Annotated in this window: 16 protein-coding genes; 4 read left to right on the top strand and 12 right to left on the bottom strand. The window is 63.2% G+C overall.

Going from position 1 to position 22,236, the window contains the following annotated elements; translation table 11 throughout:
- Positions 1–67: 67 nt before the first annotated feature.
- From ggt to INQ47_RS21080, 3 genes are all read right to left on the bottom strand, one after another.
- The gene (ggt, locus tag INQ47_RS21070; RefSeq protein WP_021784305.1) at positions 68–1,735 is read right to left on the bottom strand and encodes a gamma-glutamyltransferase; all 1,668 of its coding nucleotides are present in this window, start codon (positions 1,733–1,735) and stop codon (positions 68–70) included.
- Between the two features lie 117 nt (positions 1,736–1,852).
- Positions 1,853–2,749, bottom strand: a complete 897-nt coding sequence (locus INQ47_RS21075) for a LysR family transcriptional regulator (RefSeq protein ID WP_404702506.1) — start codon at positions 2,747–2,749, stop codon at positions 1,853–1,855.
- Between the two features lie 183 nt (positions 2,750–2,932).
- Complete coding sequence (locus tag INQ47_RS21080; RefSeq protein ID WP_020193400.1) at positions 2,933–3,523, bottom strand: NAD(P)H-dependent oxidoreductase; 591 nt, start codon at positions 3,521–3,523, stop codon at positions 2,933–2,935.
- A 163-nt stretch (positions 3,524–3,686) separates the two neighbouring features.
- Between INQ47_RS21080 and INQ47_RS21085 the strand changes: the two genes are divergently transcribed.
- Positions 3,687–4,001 carry a putative quinol monooxygenase gene (locus tag INQ47_RS21085; RefSeq protein WP_003251589.1) on the top strand — a complete coding sequence of 105 codons (315 nt, stop codon included), beginning with the start codon at positions 3,687–3,689 and terminating at the stop codon, positions 3,999–4,001.
- On the opposite strand, the gene INQ47_RS21090 is transcribed toward INQ47_RS21085, so the two are convergent.
- Positions 3,991–4,755 (bottom strand): sulfite exporter TauE/SafE family protein, encoded by a 765-nt coding sequence (locus INQ47_RS21090; RefSeq protein WP_404702513.1) that lies wholly within the window; start codon positions 4,753–4,755, stop codon positions 3,991–3,993. The two genes, INQ47_RS21085 and INQ47_RS21090, sit on opposite strands and share 11 nt — an antisense overlap.
- 77 nt (positions 4,756–4,832) lie before the next feature.
- On the opposite strand from INQ47_RS21090, the gene INQ47_RS21095 reads away from it, so the two are divergent.
- Together INQ47_RS21095 and INQ47_RS21100 are read left to right on the top strand one after the other, a co-directional pair.
- Positions 4,833–5,714, top strand: a complete 882-nt coding sequence (locus tag INQ47_RS21095; protein WP_252461541.1) for a LysR substrate-binding domain-containing protein — start codon at positions 4,833–4,835, stop codon at positions 5,712–5,714.
- Positions 5,715–5,855: 141 nt separating this feature from the next.
- Positions 5,856–6,200 carry a cupin domain-containing protein gene (locus INQ47_RS21100; RefSeq protein WP_003251579.1) on the top strand — a complete coding sequence of 115 codons (345 nt, stop codon included), beginning with the start codon at positions 5,856–5,858 and terminating at the stop codon, positions 6,198–6,200.
- A gap of 192 nt (positions 6,201–6,392) precedes the next feature.
- Here INQ47_RS21100 and mmsB read toward each other — a convergent pair whose 3' ends face one another.
- Entirely contained in the window at positions 6,393–7,280 is an 888-nt protein-coding gene (gene mmsB / locus INQ47_RS21105) for a 3-hydroxyisobutyrate dehydrogenase (protein ID WP_010955321.1), read from the bottom strand.
- Between the two features lie 10 nt (positions 7,281–7,290).
- Entirely contained in the window at positions 7,291–8,817 is a 1,527-nt protein-coding gene (locus tag INQ47_RS21110) for a CoA-acylating methylmalonate-semialdehyde dehydrogenase (protein WP_010955322.1), read from the bottom strand.
- Positions 8,818–8,949: 132 nt separating this feature from the next.
- Here INQ47_RS21110 and INQ47_RS21115 point away from each other — a divergent pair, with 132 nt between their 5' ends.
- Positions 8,950–9,900: a LysR family transcriptional regulator gene (locus INQ47_RS21115; protein WP_404702507.1), complete on the top strand. Its 951-nt coding sequence runs from the start codon at positions 8,950–8,952 to the stop codon at positions 9,898–9,900.
- 419 nt (positions 9,901–10,319) lie between these two features.
- Here the strand turns inward: INQ47_RS21115 and INQ47_RS21120 are convergent, their stop codons facing one another.
- From INQ47_RS21120 to recC, 6 genes are all read right to left on the bottom strand, one after another.
- A complete protein-coding gene (locus INQ47_RS21120; RefSeq protein ID WP_392519162.1) occupies positions 10,320–10,811 on the bottom strand; it encodes an OmpA family protein in 492 nt (163 codons plus the stop codon).
- 4 nt (positions 10,812–10,815) lie between these two features.
- Positions 10,816–12,087 (bottom strand): diguanylate cyclase domain-containing protein, encoded by a 1,272-nt coding sequence (locus tag INQ47_RS21125; RefSeq protein ID WP_404702508.1) that lies wholly within the window; start codon positions 12,085–12,087, stop codon positions 10,816–10,818.
- A complete protein-coding gene (locus INQ47_RS21130; protein ID WP_021784316.1) occupies positions 12,084–12,650 on the bottom strand; it encodes a YfiR family protein in 567 nt (188 codons plus the stop codon). The genes INQ47_RS21125 and INQ47_RS21130 overlap by 4 nt, the downstream gene beginning before the upstream one ends.
- A gap of 100 nt (positions 12,651–12,750) precedes the next feature.
- A complete protein-coding gene (gene recD, locus INQ47_RS21135) occupies positions 12,751–14,826 on the bottom strand; it encodes an exodeoxyribonuclease V subunit alpha (protein ID WP_404702509.1) in 2,076 nt (691 codons plus the stop codon).
- Positions 14,823–18,497 (bottom strand): exodeoxyribonuclease V subunit beta, encoded by a 3,675-nt coding sequence (gene recB / locus INQ47_RS21140; protein WP_404702510.1) that lies wholly within the window; start codon positions 18,495–18,497, stop codon positions 14,823–14,825. The genes recD and recB overlap by 4 nt, the downstream gene beginning before the upstream one ends.
- On the bottom strand, positions 18,494–21,976 hold the full coding sequence (gene recC / locus INQ47_RS21145) for an exodeoxyribonuclease V subunit gamma (RefSeq protein WP_404702511.1): 3,483 nt from the start codon (positions 21,974–21,976) through the stop codon (positions 18,494–18,496). Before recC ends, recB begins: the two co-directional genes overlap by 4 nt.
- Between the last annotated feature and the right edge of the window lie 260 nt (positions 21,977–22,236).

Genomic DNA, 22,236 nt, shown 5'->3' on the forward strand with positions numbered 1-22,236 from the left:
GTAAACCCGCCCCTACAGATGTAGCAGGGGGTTTACCCGCGCATGCGTCAGCACGGCTTGCACAGCATCACTTGACGATCATCCCCACCCCACGCCCACGTGGATCAGAAGCGGTCTCAAGCTTCGCTCCATCGACTCGAATCGCCTGGATGTCACCCATCTCCCAGCCCTGGTCCTCCAGCACATAGCCCATCTTCTTCAGCTCGTCAGCTACTGGACCGGTCAGCGGCGCATAGCTGTCGAAGTAGATGGTGTCCTTGGGCAGCAACTGATGGTGCACGCGCTGCGCCGCCACCGCCTTGTCCAGCGGCATGCCGTAGTCGTACAGGTTGTTCATCACCTGGAAGATCGAGGTAAAGATCCGTGAACCACCCGGGGTACCGATAACCAGCTCGACCTTGCCATCGCGGGTCATCAGGCTGGGACTCATCGACGACAGCATGCGCTTGCCCGGTTCGATCGCGTTGGCATCACCGCCGACCACGCCAAAGGCGTTCGCCGCCCCCGGTTTGGCGCTGAAATCATCCATCTCGTCGTTGAGCAGGAAACCGGCGCCCTTCACCACCACACCACTGCCGTAGTCGAGGTTGAGGGTGTAGGTATTGCTGACCGCGTTGCCCTGCTTGTCGATGATCGAGAAATGCGTGGTCTGGTGCGGTTCGAGGCCCGGCTTGACCTTGTCGGTCTCGGAGATGGCCTTCGGGTTGACCTGGGCTGCGCGCTTGGCCAGGTAATCCTTGGCCACCAGCTGGTCCACCGGCACCTTGGTAAAGGCCGGGTCGCCCAGGTAGTCGGCGCGGTCGGCGAACACCCGCTTCTCGATCTCGGCCAACAGGTGGATGTACTGCGCCGAGTTATGCGCCACCCCTTTGAAGTCGGCCGCGCGGTCTTCCTTGATGCCCAGCAACTGGGCCAGCGCCACACCGCCGGAGCTCGGTGGCGGCGCGGTATACACCACATTGCCACGCCAGCTCACGGCCATCGGTTCACGCCATACCGCCTTGTAATCCTTAAGGTCGTCTTTGGTAATCAGGCCTTTGTCAGCCTGCATCTGCGCCACCAGCAAATCGGCGGTCTTGCCTTGATAGAACTCGCTCACGCCCTTGTCGGCTATACGCTCCAGGGTCTGGGCCATTTCCGGCTGCTTGAACAGCTCGCCGACCTTCATGTTGCCGAAGTAATCGTTGAAGTTGGTCGCGGTCTTGAACATGCCCTGGGCATCGTTGCGGTACTGGTACTGCTTTTCTGCCACCTTGAAGCCGTTTTTCGCATAGCCGATGGCCGGGGTCAGCAACTCGCTCCAGGGCAGCTTGCCGAACTTCTGGTGCGCCTCCCACAGGCCCATTACCGTACCAGGTACACCTGCGGCACGTGCCCCGACCAGGCTGAGGTTCTCGATGACCTCGCCCTTGTCGTCCAGGTACATGTTGCGTGTGGCGGCCTTGGGCGCGACTTCGCGGTAGTCGAGGAAGTAAGGCTTGCCATCGACGAATAGGGTCATGAAGCCGCCACCGCCGATGTTACCGGCCTCCGGGTAAGTCACCGCCAGGGTGAAGGCGGTCGCCACTGCCGCGTCTACCGCGTTGCCGCCCTTTTTCAGAATATCGGCGGCCACCTGTGCACCATATTGATCGGGGGCGGCCACCGCGCCGCCCTCCAGGGTGGCGGCGTAAACCGAGGAACAGCTCAGGATCGCGGCTGCGAGAGCCAGGTACTGGAAAGGGACAATGCGCATGACACTTCCTTGGTGTTGTTTTTGTCGAGCACTCAGTAAGGCCGAAGCGCTTCGACTGTGCAATCAACCGTCGGAAGTTTCGCCGCCTGTGGACAGAATTTGTCGCGTTCAGGCAACTCAGCAGGCGTACATGGCCAGCTTGCGCTGGATGAAATCCAGGAAGCACTGGATGCGCAGCGCCAACTGGGTGTTGCGGTAATACACCGCGTGGATCGGCTGACGGTAGCCATTATTGGCCTCGCTCAGCAGCACCTGCAGGCGCCCTGTACGGATATCTTCGTGGGTCATGAAGTGCGACAGGCTGACGATGCCCTCCCCGGCCAGCGCCAGCTGGCGCAGGGTTTCGCCGCTGGAAGCGACCAGCGCCGGGCGGATGCTCCAGCGGTCGCCCTGAGCATGGCGTAGCGGCCAGTGATTGAGCGAATCAGGTTGGCTGAAGCCGAGCAGACAGTGGTCGGCCAGCTCCTCGACCTGCCGTGGCGTGCCGTGCTGCTCCAGGTAGGCCGGACTGGCCAGCACCTGCACCGGACTGCAACCCAGGCTGCGCGCATGCAGGCTGGAGTCGGCCAGTTCACCGATGCGGATCGCCACATCGGTGCTCTGCTCCAGCAGGTCGATGATCAGGTCGTCAGTGTTGAGCTCCAGTTCGATGCCCGGGTACTGGCGGCGGAACTCGCCGATCCACGGCAGGATGGCATGCAGCATGAACGGCGCCGCAGCATTGATGCGCAATCGCCCGGTCGGGGTCTGGCGGTTCATCGACAGACGCTCTTCCATCTCGTCCATCTGCTGCAGGATCAGCCGCGAGCGCTCAAGAAAATAACGACCCTCTTCGGTAAGGTCCATGCGCCGGGTGGTGCGGTTGACCAGCGTGGTGCCCAGCTTGCCCTCCAGGCGCGACAGGGTGCGGCTGACGGCAGACGGGGTCTGGCCCATCTGCTCGGCAGCAGCGGAAATCGAGCCGCAGTCGATGACGGCGACGAATACCTGGAGTTCTTCGGATCGGGTTTTCACATCTAGGCCTGTGGTTGGTCTGTGCAAGGATTAGATAACCGCTTGTCGAGACCAAGTCCAGCGGCGCCTGTACGGGCCTATTCGCGGGCTTGCCCGCTCCCACAAGTACTGCAAAGTCCTTGAAACCTGTGTAATACCTGTGGGAGCGGGCAAGCCCGCGAATAGGCCCGTACAGGCATAAAATTACTGTGCCTTGCCAAACACCTTGTCCAGATGGGCCTCATAAGCTGCCAACGCCGCCGGCACATCCGGGCGCTTCATCACATCCACAGCCAGGAAGGTCGGCAGGCCGGTCATACCCAGGAACTGGTTGGCCTTGTGGAACGGGAAGTACACGGCATCCACCCCTTTGCCTTCAAAGAAATCGCTCGGGTCATCGAACGCCTGCTGCGGCGCGTTCCAGGTCAGCGACAACATGTATTGCTTGCCGTGCACCAAACCACCGCTGCCGTATTTTTGCGAGTGGTCCGAACGGGTACGGCCATCATTGGCATACAGGCTGCCGTGGCCGGCAGTGAACACCTCGTCGATGTACTTCTTAACGGTCCACGGCGCGCCCATCCACCAGCCGGGCATCTGATAGATCACCACATCGGCCCAGAGGAATTTCTCCACCTCTTCCTGGGCATCGTAGCCGCCATCGATGAACGTCTGGCGCACATCGAAACCGGCGCGGTCCAGGTGAGCGATGGCCGCTTCGTGCAAGGTCGCGTTGAGACGGCCTTCGGAGTGAGCGAACTGTTTACCACCATTGAGCAGAAGGATCTTTTTCATGCTGGCCTCCACGGCCGAATCAAAAATTGATGCCGGCAGGTTAGAGGCTCGCGGGGGCGGGATACAGCGGTGACGGGGCAAAATACAATTGACCAGAAGTCACGAATGAGCAATACATTATTGCCGTAGAATAGCGTCACCCCCCATCACCGAGTAGCGCCCCATGAGTGAGCCGTTCGCCTTTATCCTCAAAGCCAAAACCCGCCCGGAAATGGCTGATGCGTTCGAAAACCTGTTCCGTCCCTACGTCGAGCCAAGCCGCCAGGAACCCGGCTGCATCGAATACCACATGCTGCGCGACCAGCAGGACCCCAGCCTGTTTGTGTTCTTCGAAGTGTGGGCCGACAAGGCCGCGCTGGACGTGCACTCGGCCCTCCCGCACATGGCCGCCTTCTTCGAAAAGCGCATGGACTACCTGGAGCGCGATTTCGATATCCAGAGGGTCGACATGCTCAGCGCTTCGTCCGCTAGCCGCTGATCAGCAGATGGCCGCCGAGTGCGGCCAGGCCGATGAAAAAGCAACGCTTGAACAGCAGCGCGCTGATCCGCTGACGCAGCCACTGCCCCGCCAGCATGCCGAGCAAGGCCGGCGCCAGCATCAGCAGCGACGCTCCTAGCGCCCGGCCACCCAAGGCATCCTGCCCGGCCAGGCCTAGGGCCAAGGCCAGGGTCGACACCGTAAACGACAAACCCAGGGCCTGGATCATCTGCTCACGGTTCAAACCCAGGCTCTGCAGGTAAGGCACCGCTGGCATCACGAACACCCCGGTCGACGCCGTGACCATACCCGTGACCAGCCCGCAAAGCGGTCCCAGCCAGCGCTCGTGTGCCGGTTTCACATGCAGGCCCAAGCCGACCAACCCATACAACGCATAGACCAGCAAGGCGCCCCCCAGCGCGTGCGCAGCCCATGGGCCGCTGTTGATTCCCACCCAGGCGCTGCCCAGCAAGGTGCCGACAAAGATCAATACCAGCATCGGCCCCAGGCGGACCAACAACCCTCGCAGGTGCCCGCCGCAGGCCAACTGCCACAGGTTGGTGAGGGTCGAGGGCACGATCAGCAAAGCGGCAGCCTGCGCTGGCGGCATAGCCAGGCCCAACAGGCCCATGGCAATGGTTGGCAGGCCCAGGCCAATGACCCCCTTCACTGCGCCAGCCAGCAGGAAGGTCAGTACAACCAGCAAAGACAGTGCTGGCCCAATGTTCTGGTAGAAAGCGAGCAAGGTAGTCATGGGCCGATGATGGCGCACCCCGGGCAACGTGAGAATCTGCCATATACTCATCCAGCCTCTTTCCAGGACAGAGCCACATGCATTTTGACCTGATCGACCTCAAGCTGTTCCAGCACACCCTGGAGTGCGGCAACATTACCGCCGGCGCCAGCCGCAGCCATCTGTCACTGCCGGCAGCCAGTGCGCGCATTCGCGCCATGGAAGCATCGCTGGGCATACCCTTGCTGGAACGTAACCGCCGTGGCGTACAACCAACGCCGGCTGGCCAGGCACTCTTGCAGCATGCACGGCTGATAACGCAGCAGGTCGAACGCCTGCAGTTCGACCTGGGCCAATACGCGCAAGGGCAGCAAGGCCAGGTGCGTCTGCTGTGCAACACCGCTGCGCTGACCGAATACCTGCCCGAACTGCTGGCCAGCTATCTGGCTGAAAACCCTGGAGTCAGCGTGGATGTGCAAGAGCTGCCAAGTTTGCGCATCGTGCAGGCAATTACCCAAGGCATGGCCGACCTGGGCATCGTTTCCACCGCAGCCCCCAGCGAGCACCTGCAGACCCGGCCGTTTCGAGACGACCCGCTGGTGCTAGTGACACCGCTGGGTCACCCTCTGGCCAGTGCGCTGGCGCCAAGCTTCGTCGATAGCCTGGCCCATGGCTATGTAGGCCTGGGGGCGGTCAGTGCATTGGGGTTGTACCTGGAAGAGCAAGCGCTGCACGAAGGGCAACGCATGCAGGTTCGGGTGCGTGCGGAGGGGTTTGATGGGGTGATCCGCATGGTCGCGGGCGGGGCCGGAATCGGTGTGGTGCCGCTGGCAGCGGTGCAGCGCTGGCAAGGCATGCTGCCGTTGCACTGGGTGGCGCTGCAGGAGCCATGGGCCAACCGCCGGTTGCTGGTGTGCGCGCGGGACTTTGCGGCATTACCAGGCTATGCCGCAGAACTGGTAGCCACCTTTACTGGCTGACGCGCAGGGGCGCACCCCACTGTCGAGGCAAACCGCCTGCCATAGCGCGACCAGACACCTGGACGTCGAGCCCAGGCAACTGCGGCTCGGCCGTTGGGCCTATGGTGACCAGTCATTCAGCCAGTCACCAGGAGTTGTGCCATGTCCGATTTCATCACCGTCCTGCGCGAAACCTGCCCGACGCCGGTCGTGGACGCCACCAAGTGGAAGCGCATCGGCGGCGATCCGCACACCGTCAACCTCAATGCCTACCTGTCGGCCGACGGCAGCAAGATCATGGGCACTTGGATCTGCACCCCGGGCAAGTTCGAGGTCAACTACGATAAATGGGAGTTCTGCCACTTCCTCGATGGCTACTGCATCATCACCCCGGAAGGCGAAGAGCCGAAACACCTGAAAGCGGGTGATGTGTTCGTGATCGAGCCAGGCATGAAAGGTACCTGGGAAGTGGTCGAGACTGTACGCAAGTATTTCGTCTTCGCCTGACTTGTAGGCGCGGGTTTACCTGCGAATGCGGCGGTGAGGCTTCTGCAGCATTCGCGGATGAACCCGCGCCTGCAACGGCCACGCAATACCTGTAAGCGTGGACGAAAAAAATCGCGAAGCAGACGCCCTTCCCTCTGGTGCGCAGTTACAGAGGGAAGGCCGCCTGGCCCGCGATGAAATCCACCTCTTGCATCAATCCTTCTTGCGATAACCCTCGACGATGGCCGAGAAGTCCTTGCCACCCTCGCCTCGCAAACTCATGGCCTGATACAACTGTTGGGCCACGGCACCGAGAATCACCGGTTGGTGTGCCTGGCGTGCCGCTTCGGTAGCCAGCCCCAGGTCCTTGAGCATGAGTTCGGCGCCAAAGCCACCGGTGTAGCCACGCGATGCCGGTGCGGTTTCGATGATGCCCGGCCACGGGTTGTAGGTGTCCGAGCTCCAGCAACGCCCGGTCGAACTGTTGATGATGCCGGCCAGCACCTTGGTATCGATGCCCAACGCGTTACCCAGGGCCATGGCCTCGGACACGCCGATCATCGAAATGCCTAGCAGCAGGTTGTTGCAGATCTTGGCGATCTGGCCGGTACCGACTTCCCCGCAATGCACAATGTTGCGGCCCATCTGCTCCAGTACCGGCTTGAGGCTGGCGAACAACTCGGTACTGGCGCCAACCATGAACGTCAGGGTGCCGGCCGCGGCGCCGCCAGTGCCACCGGAAACCGGCGCATCACCCATGTCCACGCCCTTGGCCGCTGCGGCCTTGGACACATCACGTGCGGTCTGCGGGTCGATGGTGCTGCAGTCAACGGTCGGCGTGCCAGGGCGAATGCCGGCCAGTACGCCGTCCTCGTTCAAATACACGCTACGTACATGGGCTGCGGCCGGCAGCATGGTGATCACCAGCTCGCTGTTGGCTGCCGCGTCCTTGGGCGAGGGGCTGATCTGCCCGCCCAGTTCTGCCAGTTCGGCCAGCACGGCCTTGTTCAGGTCGAACAGGTTCAGCTGATGCCCGGCCTTGATCAGGTTGCGGGCCATGGGCGCGCCCATGTTGCCCAGGCCGATGAATGCGATACGCATGACGTACTCCTTAGCGCAGGCTAATGGTGGTGTTCACACCGTCGTTGACGCTGTCGTCATCGAACCAGCGAGCAGTAACGGTCTTGGTCTGAGTGTAGAACTGCACCACTTGCTTGCCGTACGGCCCGAGGTCACCGAGTTTGGAGCCACGCGAGCCGGTGAAGCTGAAGAACGGTACGGGTACCGGGATCGGGATGTTGATGCCGACCTGGCCGATATCGATTTCGCTCTGGAACTTGCGTGCTGCCGCGCCGCTCTGGGTGAACAGGCCGGTGCCGTTGCCAAACGGGTTGGCGTTGACCAGGGCGATGGCCTCGTCGAGCGTGTCGACTTCCAGGGTCACCAGCACCGGGCCGAAGATTTCCTGGGTATACACCTGCATGTCGGTCTTCACGCCCGAGAACAGGGTCGGGCCGACGAAGTTGCCTTGCTCATAGCCCGGTACCTTGACGTCACGGCCGTCGAGTTCCAGCTTGGCGCCTTCCTTGATACCGCTTTCGATCAGGCCCAGCACACGCTCCTTGGCACGCTTGGAAACCACCGGGCCAACGTCGGTGCCCGGCTCGCAGCCAGCATTGACCTTGAGCTTGCTGGCAGCCTCCTTGATATCCGGCAACCATTCGCGGGCCTTGCCCACCAACACCGCCACCGAGGTGGCCATGCAGCGCTGGCCCGCCGCGCCGAATGCAGCACCGACCAGCGCATTGATGGTTTGCGTGCGGTTGGCATCAGGCAACACCACCGCGTGGTTCTTGGCCCCCATCATTGACTGCACACGCTTGCCATGCTGGCTGCCGAGGTTGTAAACGTGCGTGCCGACTTCAGTAGAGCCCACGAAGGAAATCGCCTTGATGTCCTGGTGGGTGCAAATGGCATCCACCACCTGCTTACCGCCGTGCACCACGTTCAGCACGCCGGCCGGTACGCCGGCTTCCAGCGCCAGCTCGACCAGAAGCATGGTCGACAGCGGGTCCTGCTCGGACGGTTTGAGCACAAAGGTGTTGCCGCAGACGATGGCCATGGGGAACATCCACAGCGGGATCATCGCCGGGAAGTTGAACGGGGTGATGCCAGCGCATACGCCGATCGGCTGGCGCAAGGTGTAGGTATCGACACCGCCGGCGACGTTCTCGGCGAATTCGCCCATCTGCAGGGTGCCAATGGACGCAGCGTGCTCGACAACTTCCAGGCCGCGGAAGATATCGCCTTCGGCGTCGGCCAGGGTCTTGCCCTGCTCGGCGCTGAGTACCTGGGCAATGCGTTTGGTGTGTTCGCGGATCAGCGCCTGCAGCTTGAGCATGATGCGCATGCGCGCGCCGATCGGGGTGTTACGCCAGGTCTGGAATGCGCGTTGCGCGGCGGCCACGGCTGCGTCGACTTCCTCGACGGTGGCGAACGGTACGCGCGCCAGCACCTCTTGGGTGGCCGGGTTGACGATGTCACGCCATTCGGTGGTTTTGGACTCGACCCACTGGCCGTCGATCAGCAGCTTGACCTGCTCAACCTTGGTGCTGTTAGGGGATTGCGGTGCGTTCATCTGCGTTCTCCTTGGAATTGTTGTCGGGACGAGATCGCCAGCGCCGGGCAAACGCGAGGTGGCGTCCTGAGGCTTGTTTCGAGTATAGATGTGCAAACATCCAACAAGAACGCACAAAAAAACCGGATCATCATGCAAAAAGACCTCACATCCCTGAGCGCGCTCAACTGGGACGATTTGAAGTTTTTCCTCGAAGTGGCTCGCACCCGCAAGGCCAGCAGTGCTGCCAAGCGGCTGAGCGTGGACTACACCACCGTGTCGCGACGCATCAGCTCGCTGGAGGGCGCGCTGGGCACCTTGCTGTTCGAAAAGTCGCGCACCAACGGCTTTGTGCTGACCGCCGAGGGCCAGCGCCTGTTGGGATATGCCGAATCCATCGAGAGCACGCTGCACATGGCTTGCGAGCAGGTGTCCGGGTCGGGGGTGGCATTGTCGGGCCATGTGCGCATGGGCTGCACCGAGGGCTTTGGCAGCTTCTTCATCACGCCGCAGCTAAGCCACTTCGTCGACGCCTACCCGGCGATTTCGGTGGACATCCTGCCGCTGCCGCACTTCATCAGCCTGTCCAAGCGTGAGGCGGACATCGTCATCGCGCTGGAGCGGCCCGAGCATGGGCCTTATGTGTGCTGCAAGCTGTGCGACTACCGCTTGCGCCTGTACGCGACCCAGGATTACCTGGACAGCCACGCGCCGATCCGCCAGGTGGGGGATTTGGCCAAACACCCGTTCATCAGTTACGTGGATGACCTGGCGTTCAGCTCCGAGCTGCTGTACCTGGCCAACCTGATCCCCAACGCCAGCGCGCATCTGCGCAGTACCAGCGTGATCGCGCAGTACACCGCAGCGCTGCAGGGGCGTGGGCTGGCGATATTGCCGTGCTTCCTCGCCGCGCAGGACCCGCGATTGGTCACGGTGTTGCCGGAGGAGATCGAGGTTACGCGGCACTTCTGGATGTACTGCCGGGAAGACTTGCGCAAGTTGAAGCGCATTACCCTGCTGTGGGATTACATCCGCGGGGTGACCGAGGCGAATGCGCCGTTGTTGATGGGGCAAACCCGCGAGATGCGCTTTGCTCAGGACTGACGGGCCTGCGCATTTCCGAAGGCAACACAGCCCCTGTAGGAGCGGGCTTGCCCGCGAACACCGGCGAAGCCGGTGCCAGGCACCGCGTTGCCTGCTTCGCGGGCACGCCCGCTCCCACAGGGATATGTGACTGATGGGCCTGCGCATTTCCAAAGACAAGCACAGATCCTGCTGGAGCGGGCTTGCCCGCGAACACCGGCGAAGCCGGTGCCAGGCACCGCGTTGCCTGCTTCGCGGGCACGCCCGCTCCCACTGGGGATATGTGACTGATGGGCCTGCGCATTTCCAAAGACAAGCACAGATCCTGTAGGAGCGGGCTTGCCCGCGAACACCGGCGAAGCCGGTGCCAAACACCGCGTTGCCTGCTTCGCGGGCACGCCCGCTCCCACTGGAGATTGTGACAGCCCGTGCGGCGACGATCAGTAGGACGCTACCACGATGGACACCCGACGGTTCTCGGTACGCCCGGCGCTGGTGCGGTTGTCCGCCACCGGCTGGCTGCTGCCCAGGCCGCGGCTCTGAATGTTCTGCGCCTGCATGCCAACCTCCACCAGCGCCTTGGTCACGCTTTGCGCGCGGCGCTCGGACAGTTGCTGGTTGTATGCCGCCTTGCCCGACGAGTCGGCATGCCCGTCCACCCGCACGCCCTGGATACCAACGCCGAGCAGCGCCTTGCCGATACGCTCGACAATCGCCTGGCTCTGGCCGTTGAGGCTGTCCAGATCGCTGCCGAACAGCACTTTGCCAGACAAGTCGTAGGCCCAACCTTCATCGGTCGGGGTGAAACCTTCGCGCTTGAGCACAGCAATCTGTTCTGGGGTAAGGCCCTTGGGGGGTGCGCTCTGACAACCGGTCAGCGCCAGCAGGGCGAGCAACAAGGCCCAAAGCGGGAATCGTAAAGCTTGCATCACGGGTTCAACTCCTGTTCCTGATTTCGTTGGCGGACCGTTCCGTCTGCGCCACTTGCCAATGGCCACGGCGTTTGCGCTTGGCCTGGTACATTGCCGCATCGGCGGCATTGAGAAGACTGGCGGGGTCAGCGCCGTCATCCGGGTAATAGGCAATACCGACACTCAGCGAGGTAGAGATACTGCGGCCACTGTCCAGTTGCACCGGCAGCTTCATGCTGGCGACGATCTTCTCGGCAATGTGTTCGGCGTCCTTGCGCGAATGCAAAGGCGTCAACAGCACGGCAAACTCGTCGCCCCCCAGGCGCGCCACCAGGTCTTGCTCACGCAGCTGGGCGCGCACACGTTCGGCCACGCTGATCAGCACCTCGTCACCCACGGCGTGGCCGAGGGTGTCGTTGATCTGCTTGAAGTGGTCGCTGTCGAGGAACAGCACTGCCAGGTGGTCCTGCTGGCGCGCCGCATTTTGCACGCTGCGGCTCAGGCGCCCTTCAAAGAAGGCGCGGTTGGGCAAGCCGGTCAGGCTGTCGTGGCTGGCCTGGTGGGCCAGGGTCTGGTTTTCGCTCTGCAGGTGGCTATGCCACACCTCCAGTTCATCCAGCAGCGCATTGAAGTCGTTACCCAGTTCGTTGAGCTCGGCAATCGGCGCTTCTGGTACGCGCCGGTCGAAGCGGCGCTCGCGGCGGGCGGCATGGGCGACACTGGCCAGGCCACGCAGCGGGCGGGTGATATCGCTGAGCAGGCGCCGCGACAGATACTGGGCAGCCAGGGCGCTGAGGACCGTGCAGAACAGAATCCCGGCCAAGCCGCTGAGCAGGAACAGCAACAGGCTCCTGCCCTGACCTGCCAGCTCGATGTGTCCAACCTGCTGGTTCTGGTGCACGATAGGCAGAATGACCGGCTCTTCCAGCAAGGCAGTGGCAACCTGCACCTCCAGCTGCGCGAGCATGCCGGTATTGTCGCGTTGCCAGTGCGCCAGTTGCTCGCCCTCGTTGTTGAAGACCTTGGCCTCGGCCACTTCTTCGGTACTGGCAATCAACGCCAGCGATTCATTGGCGGCGGCGCTGTCATCGAACACCACCGCCGCTTCTACGGTGTAGTTGATCGAGCGGGCGATCAGCTGCAGGTTATGGTTGGCATAGACACGCAGGGCGAGCACGCCCAGCAGGGTAAGAGAGATACCCGCCAGGCCAACGGCAAGCAAGGCGACGCTAAGGTGGCCACGGCCCAGCACCGAGCGCAGGGTCGGGCGCACGGTACGCTTGCGGGTCGGCTTCATGGCTGCTCCGCCCGGCGCCGCGACAATTGCAGCACGCTGGGGTGAATGTGCACGCCAGAGCGTGCCACCGAGTCGAGATTGACTTCAAAGGCCACCTGCTGGTCGCTGACCCGCAGGCAGAACAGGCTGCCGACCGTGCAGGGGTCATCCGCCTCGCTGATGCTCAGCACCGGGCGGCCGCCGATACGCTGGAACAGTCGATCCCGCTGGCCCTGGTCAAGCTTGCCGATGTAGATGGCATCGCAGGCCTGGGCGACCTGGGTGTCTTCTGCCAGCAGGCGCCGCACCTGCAGCGGCCGGCCAGACTCCTGGACATGGCCCTTGATGAGATCGTCGGCGTACTCGGTCGGGCCGACCAGGCACAGGCGCAAAGGAGAAGGTTCGACGGGCCAGCGGGCGTAGCTGAAGATACCCAGTACTACCTGGGTGACTGCCTTGGCGCGTTGCTGTGCCTGGGCGGCAGTTGTACCGGGGTCTGCCTGGGCAGCGCCTGCAGAAAGGAACAGGACGGCCAGCAATAGCGAAAGCGCACAGCTTGTCACTCGCCTTGCGGCCACGTTCATGTGGGAAATCCCTTCAAGCCCCTTCCGATATCGGCGCAACGATAGCACATGGCCGCTTTATTGTATGAGCATGCGGCCACGTGTAATGGGTTTCATGGCCCTAGACCTGTTCGAGCATCAACCCGGAAATACGCCGTACTTTGCGCGCCACCGCTTCTTCGAAGATGCCTTGACGTGGCTCGACCAGGCTGAAGCAATGCTTGGCCCGGGTGATGCCGGTGTACACCAGTTCCTTGGTCAGCACCGGGTTGAGCGCATCCGGCAGCACCAAGGCAGTGTGGCTGAACTCCGAGCCTTGGGACTTGTGCACGGTCATGGCGAATACCGTTTCCACTTCGTTGAGCCGGCTCGGCAGAACGAACCGCACACCACCACTGCCGTCGTTGCGGGGGAAGGCCACACGCAGCAGCGGCTGGCCATGCTCATCGGGCAGGCGCAGGGCAATGCCGATGTCACCGTTCATCAGGCCAAGGCCGTAGTCGTTGCGGGTCACCAGCACCGGGCGCCCTTCGTACCAAGGCTGCTGGCTGTCGATCAGACCGGCATTGTGCAGCACCCGCGCCACCCGTTCATTCAGGCCTTCAACCCCCCAGGCGCCCCGGCGCACCGCGCATAGCAACTGGAAATCTTCGAAACTGCGCAACACCTTGCCCGCCCATTGCTCCCAGGCGGGGTCGTCAAAGCCGGTATCAAGTGCCGGCCGGTAACGGCCAAGGGTGCGCAGGTAGCTGCGGTAGCCTTGCGGGCCATCGGCCCCGCGGTTCAGGCCGTCGAGTAACAGGCGGTCGAAAGCACGATCCTGCTCGTGCTTGAGCGACAGGCTGTGCACGTCGGCAGGCGGCGTGGCCAGCAGGTTGCGCGCCGCGTGAGCATCCTGACGATTGACCAGTCTGGCCAGCTGGCCAATTCCGCTGCCTTCACCGAAACGCCGTGAAAACCGCAGCATCACCACCTGCTGGGCCAGCGGGTGACGCTGCTCATCGCCGGCCTTGAGGCCACTGCCGGCCAGCAACTCGCCGCTGACCTGCTGAAGCCACGCTGCAGTCGCCGGTGAGTAAAAGCCCTCCTCAGCATCTCGGCACAGGTCACCCAGCACCGCGCCGGCCTCGACCGAGGCCAATTGGTCCTTGTCGCCCAGCAGCACCAGACGCGCCCGCGGCGGCAAGGCATCGAGCAGGTTAGCCATCATTTCCAGGTCGATCATCGACGCCTCGTCGACCACCAGCACATCCAACGGCAAGGGGTTGCCAGCATGATGGCGGAAGTGCCGCGAGCCCGGGCGGCTGCCGAGCAGGCGATGCACGGTGCTGACTTCAGTAGGGATTTGCCCGCGTACTTCGGCGCTGACTTGCAGGCGCTCGACTTGCTGGCCAATGGATTCGGTCAGGCGCGCAGCGGCCTTGCCGGTCGGTGCAGCCAGGCGGATGCGCAGTGGCCTGCCCTGCTCCACTGCCGGCGCCTGCAGCAACGCCAGCAGGCGCACCACGGTGGTCGTCTTGCCGGTGCCGGGACCGCCCGTGATGATGCTGAAACCGGCACGGGTGGCCAAGGCACAGGCGAGCTTCTGCCAGTCCACCTGGCCAGCTGGCGCGCCGCCCTCGAACAGTTGTGCCAGGCGCTCTGGCAGGTCTGCAGGCGGTGCTTCGGCCTGACTCAGGCGCTGGCGCAGGGCATGGTCGATGCGCCGTTCGTAACTCCAGTAACGTCGCAGGTAAAGGCGCTCGCCACTGCGTACCAGTGGCCGCGCTTGCTGGCCAGGCGTATCACCTGCGGCCACCAGCGGGCTAGCGCTGATGCGCTGAAGCCAGGCATTCAAGTCAAGGTTGGCCAGCAGTTGCGATGGCAGTAGCAAAGGGCCGATCAGGGCGTCACCTTCCGGCGGCAACGACAGGGCGAAATCTGGCTCGGCCAAGGTTTGTTGCAGGTCGAGGCAGACATGCCCGTGCCCCAGCTGGTGGCTGGCCAGCGCTGCCGCCAGCAATAGCAAGGGATCACTGCTAGGGGCGCGCTCTTCCAGGAACGAGACGAATGCGCGGTCCAGGGCTCGTAGCCAGCCCCGCTCAACCCAGCGGTCGAGCAATTGCAGCAGGTCAGCGCTGTTGTGCTGTGGTGCCAGCGCCAGCAGGTGCTCTGCGTGCAACGGGGTGGGCAACAGGTCGACAAGGCTTCGGCTCATGGCGCAACTCCGGCAAACAGGTCCTGCTGTACCGGTGCGTGCTCGCCACGGAACAGCGCATCGAGGCTTTCGATCAGCTCACGCGGTGGCTTGGCGTGGTACACGCCGTGGCCGCTGCTGCTGGCACCGCGCAGGAAGATGAACAGGGCACCGCCTACATCACGGTCGTAATCGTAGTCCGCCAGACGCGCGCGCAACTGGCGGTGCAGGGCCAGCAGGTACAGCACATACTGCAGGTCGTAGCGATGCTCAAGAATCGCTTTTTCCATGGCCATGGCATCGTAGGCCTGGATGTCCGCACCCAACCAGTTGGACTTGTAGTCGGTCACGTAGTAACGCCCGTCCAGCTCAAACGCCAGGTCGATGAACCCTTTGAACATGCCGTTGAGCACGGTCGGCTGCGCAGCCGGGCGTGCCAGACCGGGATGGGTGTAACGCGCCACCAGGCGATCGAGTTGTTCTGCGTCGACCCGGTGGCTGGCGAACCAGAACTCCATTTCGATCTGGTAATGACGCAGCTGGCCCAGGGTTACGCTCTGGTCGCCGCCCGGCAGCGGCAACGCCTCGCCCAGCAAACGTTGCATCCAGTGGCTCAGGGTGGGGATCCAGCCGGCCCAGTCACGGCGATTGCAGCGCTGGCCAACGGTACGCTCGATCAGCTGAGGGTTGCCGCTGACCTCGCTGAAGCCCTCCCGGCCCGCCCACTCCAGCAAACCATGGAGGAAGGTGCCGGGGTTAGGCCCCCGCGGGAAGCGATGGATATCGCCGCTGTCGGCCGGGACTTCACGCAACATCTGGGCGTCGGCCACCTCGTCATCCAGCAGTTGCTGGGCCTGCGAGCTGTCGGCGCCGAGGGTCTGATCACCGACACGAAGGGCACTGTAGGAAGCGATCCACCAGTGCTCGGCAGCCGCACGGCGTGGCCTGCGTGCTGGCAGCAGCTCACGTTCGGCGTGTGGCATGCGATACATCTGCTCATCCGCCTGCGGCAGGCCTGGGCAAGTGATATACGGGCAACTTGCCGCCAAAGCCTGCAACCAGTCCGTCAGTTGCGCCGAGCCAGCCAAGGCAAGACCGCCTCCCAGCAGGTAGCCAAAAGCCGAGCGGTGCAGCTGCGAGCTCTTCTGATTACCGCGCTTGAGGTCGGCAACACCCAGCCAGCAAGCATGCTGGGCGCGGGTCAGTGCCACGTAGAGCAGGCGCAGATCTTCGGCCAGGCGCTCGTCGTCAGCGCGCTCGATCTGCTCCTGGTCGGGTGTGAGGGTGAGATGGGCGTTACCTTCGCTGTCATGCCAGGCCAGCGGTAGGCGGCTGCCATCCACCGGTTTGCTGGTGCAAATGAATGGTAGGTAGACCAAGGGATATTCCAGGCCCTTGGATTTGTGGATGGTCACCACCTTGACCAACTGTTCGTCGCTCTCCAGGCGCAGGATCTGCTCTTCACCGGCCTGCCCGGAACTGGCCAGATGCTCGGCCAGATGGCGGATAAGCGCCTGTTCGCCGTCCAGCTCGCCAGCAGCCTGCTGCAGCAGCTCGGCCAGGTGCAGCAGGTTGGTCAGCACCCGCTCGCCATCACTGCGGCGGATCAGCGTGCGCGGTAGCTGGAAGTCATGCAGCAGGTGGCGCAACATCGGCAACACCCCCTGGCGCTGCCAGGTGTCGCGGTAAAGACGAAAACGCATCACCCAGCTCTCCCAGACCCGCTCGTCCTGGTTAAGCCGGTCCAGCGCAGCCAGCGACAGGCCCAGTGTCAGGCTGGCCAGAGCAGCCTTGAGCAGGCGCTCCGAGTCAGGCTCGGCGCAGGCCTTGAGCCAGGCCAGCAGGTCGTGGGCTTCCTGGGCGGCAAACACTGAGTCCTTATCGGACAGGTACACACTGCGCACCTCGCGTGCGGCCAGTTCGGCGCGGACCATCTGCGCCTCATGACCATCGCGCACCAGAATGGCGATGTCCGAGGGCAAACAGGCGCGCAATTCGCCTTCGGCATTCTGGAAGCCCGCCGTGCCCTGCTGGCCGCCATTGAGCAAGGCAACAATATGGCTGGCGCAACTGGCGGCCAGTTGCTGGCGGTAAACGCTGCTGGAGACTGGCTCTTCACTTTCCAGCTGCCAACATTGCAGGGCTGCACTGACTTCACCGTCAATCAGCAGCTGTTCGCCCCGCCCCTTGGCGCGCACCTCGATGAATGGCAGCGGGTTGTCATCGGCCTCGCGGAACAGGAATGCACCCCGCCCGGCTTCACGCGCCTCGGCCTGCAGGAACACCTGGTTGACCGCCGCCACCATGGCTTTGCTGGAGCGGTAGTTGGTGTCCAGGCTGTGCAGGCGGCCGCTGGTGGCACGTCGCGCGGCAAGGTAGGTGTAGATGTCGGCACCCCGGAAGGCGTAGATCGCCTGCTTGGGGTCGCCGATCATGAACAGGCCGGTTTCTGCGCGATTCTCACTGATCTGGTAAATGCGCTCGAAAATGCCGTACTGAACCGGGTCGGTGTCCTGGAATTCGTCGATCAGCGCTACCGGGAACTGCTCACGGATCAGGCTGGCCAGACGCTCGCCGGCCTCGCTGGCGAGTGCGTGCTGCAAGCGCACGAGCATGTCGTCGAAGCCCATTTCTGCACGCCGGCGCTTCTCCACTTCGAAACGCGCCGATACCCAACTGGCCGCGTGCTCGAGCAGCGGGGCATCCGGGCTGTCCAGGGCCTGCAATTGTTGCTGCAAGTGCTGCATGGCGTTGAGAGCTGGGTGCTCGGGAGGTTCTCCCTTCCAGGCCTCGGCCATGCCCACCGGGGTCAGCCGGGTAAAGCCGGTGCCCAAGTCGAGCTCTACCAGTTGCTCATCACTGGCCCAAGCGCAGAGCTTGTCGAACCAGGGCTCGAAGTAACGGGCTTGCATCTTGCGGCCGTCGACCTGCTTGGCAGCCAGCGCATCGCGGCAGATTTGCCGCAGCTCCTCGGCCCACTGCGCCCATGGTGCCTTGATCCGCGCCAACTGTGCGCCACGTTGCTGCAGCGACGCCTGGATCAATGCGGCGGGCTCTGGCCCATCCTGCTGGGCGCGCACACGGCCGAACAGCGGGCGAATGCGCGGCAGCAAGGCGTCGGGGCTCCCCCAGTTGCTGCGCACCCAGGCCAGTGGGTCACCTTGCATCCCATAGCAGAAGCGCCGCCAGTAATCGCGCATGACCTGGCCCAACAACTCGCTGTGGTCGGTTTCCAGGGTCTGGGTAAACAGGCTGCCACTGTCGAAGGCATGCTCGCGCAGCATGCGCTGGCACCAGCCATGGATGGTCGATACCGCAGCCTCGTCCATCCACTGCACGGCGATTTCCAACCGGCCGGCGCAACGCGGCCAAGTCTCTTGCGGGTAATCGTCACGCAGCTGGTGCAACAGTGGATCGGCGCCTTCCAGTTCGCCACGGAAAAAACGTGCGGCTTCAGCCAGGCGGGCGCGGATGCGCTCGCGCAGCTCTTTGGTGGCGGCGTCAGTGAAGGTCACCACGAGGATCTGCGGTGGCAGCAGCTCGCGCTCGAAGCCCTGCTCGCCACCGTGACCGAGGATCAGGCGCAGGTACAGCGCCGAAATGGTGAAGGTCTTGCCCGTGCCAGCGCTGGCCTCGATCAGCTGGCTACCGTGCAGAGGGAAACTCAGTGCCAGAGGACGGTCCTGGGTCATGCGCCTTTCTCCGTGTTGCCCAAGGTCTGCCAAGGGGCGGTGAACAACGGGCGGTACAAGGTTTCGCACCAGCCTTCAAACGTCTCGTCAGCGGTGAGTGCTGCAAAGTCCCGGAACTGGCGGGCCAGGGCAATGCTTTCACTTCGCTCGCCAAAGCTGGTGCGTTCGTCGCCTTCGTAGGCGCGAGCGGCTGCGGCCATTGCTTTATCGGCATCGTCCTGGGCCAACCAGGCGAATGCGGTCTTGGCCGCGACTGGCAACGGCGCATTCATTGCCGCCTGACGGGCCACCAACAGGTCGCCCAGCAGTTGCGCGGCCAGCGCTTGCGGCAGCGGTGCAAGCAACAGGGTCAGGTCACTGGCTACCAATGCACTGTTATAGGGGTAGCCCGCTGCACAGGCCGCCAGGTGCGTAACCCAGGGCGCGATAAGGCGGTGCCACTTCAGGTTGTTGCGCCCGGCACTGATGGTGTTGGGTACTGTGGTGATGCTGAGCAGGCTCTGATCTTCCGCCTGGAACACCCGGCCCAGCCAGCCTTCCAGACGGTGCTGACCGAGCTCGAAATGCACCGGCAAAGCGCCCTCGACCAGCTGTGGCCAGCGTTGCAGCAATTGCTGGTGACGTTGCAGCAGGTCCGGCAGCGGTTCGATCAACTCGTTTTGCAGCAGTTCGCCGAAACCGGCTAGTGGCAGTAAGCCGCAGGCCTGCAGGCGTCGGGCCTGGGCGCGCAAGGCCTGTTCGGCGTTGTCAGGTGCGGCCAAGGCGGCGCCAAGCAGGCTTTCACTGGCGCCGTAGCGTTGCAGGGTATCGAGGACGAAGGGCTCTTCGTCCGGGGTGGGCGCTTCCAGCGCCTCAAAGTAAACCTTCAAGCGCTGGCTGAAGAAGTGCCGCACCGGGTGGCGCAAGAAATCATTCAGCTGGTGCAGACTCAGGGCTTCAGCGTCCTGATAAGGCGGCAGGCCCGGCTCGCTCTGCTCATCTGCCTCACCCTGTTGGTGCAGCACCTGCCATTCATGGGCATAGCTGAACAGTGCGCTGCCCTTCTGGAAGTACCGAGGGCTGAACGGCTGCAGCGGGTGCTCCTGGGTCAGTGCGTGCAACAGTTGCTCGCCCGGTTTCGCGGGCTGCTCCTGCTGCGCGTCGGCCAAATGCCAGCCCGCAGCGATGTGATCACGCAACTGGCCGATCAGCACCGAGGCCGGGCGTTCGCTATTGTCGCGGATACTGCGCCCTACCCAGCTGACATACAGCTGGTCACGTGCCGACAGTAGCGCTTCAAGCAGCAGGTAACGGTCGTCTTCGCGGCGTGAGCGATCACCAGGGCGATAGTCGCTGGCCATCAGGTCGAAGTCCAGCGGTTGCTGCGCACGCGGGTAATCGCCATCGTTCATGCCCAGCAGGCAGACCACCCTGAACGGGATGGCGCGCATGGGCATGAGCGTGCAGAAGTTGACCGAGCCAGCGAGGAAACGTTGCGACAGCTTGCCCTGATCGAGGCCCGACAGCCAGGCTTCACGTACCACGGTAAGCGGCAGCGGGTCGTGCAGGCCAACGGTCTCGCACACCTCAAGCCAGCTATCGCGCAAATCCTGCAACTGCATCAACAGGAATTCATCACCCTCGTCCTCGGCGAGGAAGAACACGTTCAGCAAAGCATGCAGTCGCTCGCCCCACTGGCTGACGGTAGCAGGCTCGGACAAGGCCTGGCAGGCGACTTCGAGCGCATCGAGCAACGCGACCAGCGGGCCGATCAGTGCCGCGTCCAGGCCACCGATTTCATCGTAGGGTTCAATGCCATCACAGGCCTCGCCTACCCCCACGGCATAACCCAACAGCATGCGGCGCAGGCCGAAACGCCAACTGTTCTGTTCAAGCCCGGCGGGCAAACCAAGGCTCGCCCGCTGCTCGGCGTCAAGGCCCCAACGGATGCCAGCGCCCTCGATCCAGCGGTGCATCGTGGGCAGGTCGTTTTCGCGAATGCCGAAGCGGGCGCGGACTGCCGGCACGTCCAGCAAGTCGAGCACTTCGCTGACCGCGAAGCGGCTGTCAGGCAGTTTGAGCAGGTGCTCAAGCGCGATCAGCAAAGGCTCGCGACCACGCTGGCCCTGGTCTGTCAGGGTGAACGGGATGTAGCGCGGGTCGTTGCGCTGCAACTGGCCAAAGACGGCGCGGATATGTGGCGCGTAAGTGTCGATGTCCGGCAGCATGACAATCACGTCGCGCGGGCGCAAAGTAGGGTCGGCGCTGAAGCGGGCCAACAGCTGGTCGTGAAGGATCTCCACTTCACGTTGCGGGCTGTGCGCGATATGGAAGCGGATCGAGCGGTCTTTTGTGGTGTCCACTGGCGGCCACAGTTCGCGGCTCTCGGCGAGCGGGCGCAACTCCAGAATGTCGTCCTGCAGTTCGTTGAGCAGCGTGGTGGGCGAACCATCGCTGAACAGGTCGATGCGGCCGTCGCTGAACACGCCCTGGTAGCTGCCCGGGTCGTCATAGCTGTCGAGCAGGTTGATGTAGTCGCGGCCTTGTTTACCCCAGGCTGCCAGTAACGGATGGGCATGCTGGTGAAGTGTCTGGTCGTCCAGTTGCAAGGGCATGCCTTGCTTGCGTTGCTGGCGTTTGTACTGGTGGCGCAACAGGTCCTTGTCGGCAACGATATCGGCCCAGTGGTGACGGCATGGGTTGTGTACGCACAACAGGACCTGACTGAAACGCGACAGGCCTGCCAGCGCTTCCAGGGCCTGGGCCGGCAGCGAAGAGATACCGAACACGATCACCCTCGGTGGCAGCCCGGCAGGCGCCTGCTCCAGGCTGTTGATGCGCTCGATGAAGCGTTGGTGTACTCCGGCGCGGCTCTGTGCCATGCCTTGCTCGCCAACATCCTCCAGCAATGCTCGCCACAACTCGGCTTGCCAGCGGTTGCCTGGCGGCAGGACTTTGCGCTCGCCGCGGGCCGTGTTGATGACATGCTCACCAGTGGCCCAGTCCTTGAGCCAATCGGCGCGGTAGACCTGGTACTGGTCGAACAGGTCGGCCAGGCGCTCGGCCAGCTGGTAGCGCTTGCGCAAGTCACTGTCGTCGGTGAGGAAGCGCCGCAGTGGCTCGAAATGCGGTCGCTCGATGAGCGCTGGCAACAGGCGCATCAGGCGCCAGGTCAGTGGTGCCTTGTCAAGCAGAGACACTTCGGGAATTTCGCTACGGCCCAGCACGCTGCGGTACAGCTGCCACATAAAGCTACCGGGCAGTTGCACATCGATTGCAGCGGCGATGCCGCAGCCGCCCAGGTCATCCTCCAGTGGATCTTCAGCCAGGGCCAGCTTGAGCCATTGGGCGATACCGTTGCTTTGCACCAGGGCAATTTCGTTTTCCAGAGGCGCCAGCGGGTAGCGACGCATCCAGCTCACTACCAGGCTACGCAGGTCGTCGAGGCGGTTGCCGTGGACGATCATGAAGCCAGGGTGGAGATGGGCGGTGTTGAGCATCGGAAGGTCTCTGGAGGCGCTGATGGCTGAGAGGGGAACGATATCATGCGTACATGAAACGGCCGAATGCCATCAGGCCGCGGGAGCGGGCGTGCCCGCTGAGATTCGAGCAGGGCCAGATTTTTTGGCCCATAAAGACAAAACCCCTACCTGCATGCGCAGATAGGGGTTTTGCGAAATGAATCTTGACGATGACCTACTCTCACATGGGGAAACCCCACACTACCATCGGCGATGCATCGTTTCACTACTGAGTTCGG

This window comes from Pseudomonas sp. 3HC3 (assembly GCF_044904505.1).
GTDB classification, from domain to species: domain Bacteria; phylum Pseudomonadota; class Gammaproteobacteria; order Pseudomonadales; family Pseudomonadaceae; genus Aquipseudomonas; species Aquipseudomonas putida_Y.

What these genes read in the sequence shown, in the direction of transcription:
- ggt (WP_021784305.1), bottom strand. Translation starts at nt 1,735, where the DNA reads ATGCGCATTGTCCCTTTCCAGTACCTGGCTCTCGCAGCCGCGATCCTG.
- INQ47_RS21080 (WP_020193400.1), bottom strand. Translation starts at nt 3,523, where the DNA reads ATGAAAAAGATCCTTCTGCTCAATGGTGGTAAACAGTTCGCTCACTCC.
- INQ47_RS21085 (WP_003251589.1), top strand. Translation starts at nt 3,687, where the DNA reads ATGAGTGAGCCGTTCGCCTTTATCCTCAAAGCCAAAACCCGCCCGGAA.
- INQ47_RS21090 (WP_404702513.1), bottom strand. Translation starts at nt 4,755, where the DNA reads ATGACTACCTTGCTCGCTTTCTACCAGAACATTGGGCCAGCACTGTCT.
- INQ47_RS21095 (WP_252461541.1), top strand. Translation starts at nt 4,833, where the DNA reads ATGCATTTTGACCTGATCGACCTCAAGCTGTTCCAGCACACCCTGGAG.
- INQ47_RS21100 (WP_003251579.1), top strand. Translation starts at nt 5,856, where the DNA reads ATGTCCGATTTCATCACCGTCCTGCGCGAAACCTGCCCGACGCCGGTC.
- mmsB (WP_010955321.1), bottom strand. Translation starts at nt 7,280, where the DNA reads ATGCGTATCGCATTCATCGGCCTGGGCAACATGGGCGCGCCCATGGCC.
- INQ47_RS21110 (WP_010955322.1), bottom strand. Translation starts at nt 8,817, where the DNA reads ATGAACGCACCGCAATCCCCTAACAGCACCAAGGTTGAGCAGGTCAAG.
- INQ47_RS21115 (WP_404702507.1), top strand. Translation starts at nt 8,950, where the DNA reads ATGCAAAAAGACCTCACATCCCTGAGCGCGCTCAACTGGGACGATTTG.
- INQ47_RS21125 (WP_404702508.1), bottom strand. Translation starts at nt 12,087, where the DNA reads ATGAAGCCGACCCGCAAGCGTACCGTGCGCCCGACCCTGCGCTCGGTG.
- INQ47_RS21130 (WP_021784316.1), bottom strand. Translation starts at nt 12,650, where the DNA reads ATGAACGTGGCCGCAAGGCGAGTGACAAGCTGTGCGCTTTCGCTATTG.
- recD (WP_404702509.1), bottom strand. Translation starts at nt 14,826, where the DNA reads ATGAGCCGAAGCCTTGTCGACCTGTTGCCCACCCCGTTGCACGCAGAG.
- recB (WP_404702510.1), bottom strand. Translation starts at nt 18,497, where the DNA reads ATGACCCAGGACCGTCCTCTGGCACTGAGTTTCCCTCTGCACGGTAGC.
- recC (WP_404702511.1), bottom strand. Translation starts at nt 21,976, where the DNA reads ATGCTCAACACCGCCCATCTCCACCCTGGCTTCATGATCGTCCACGGC.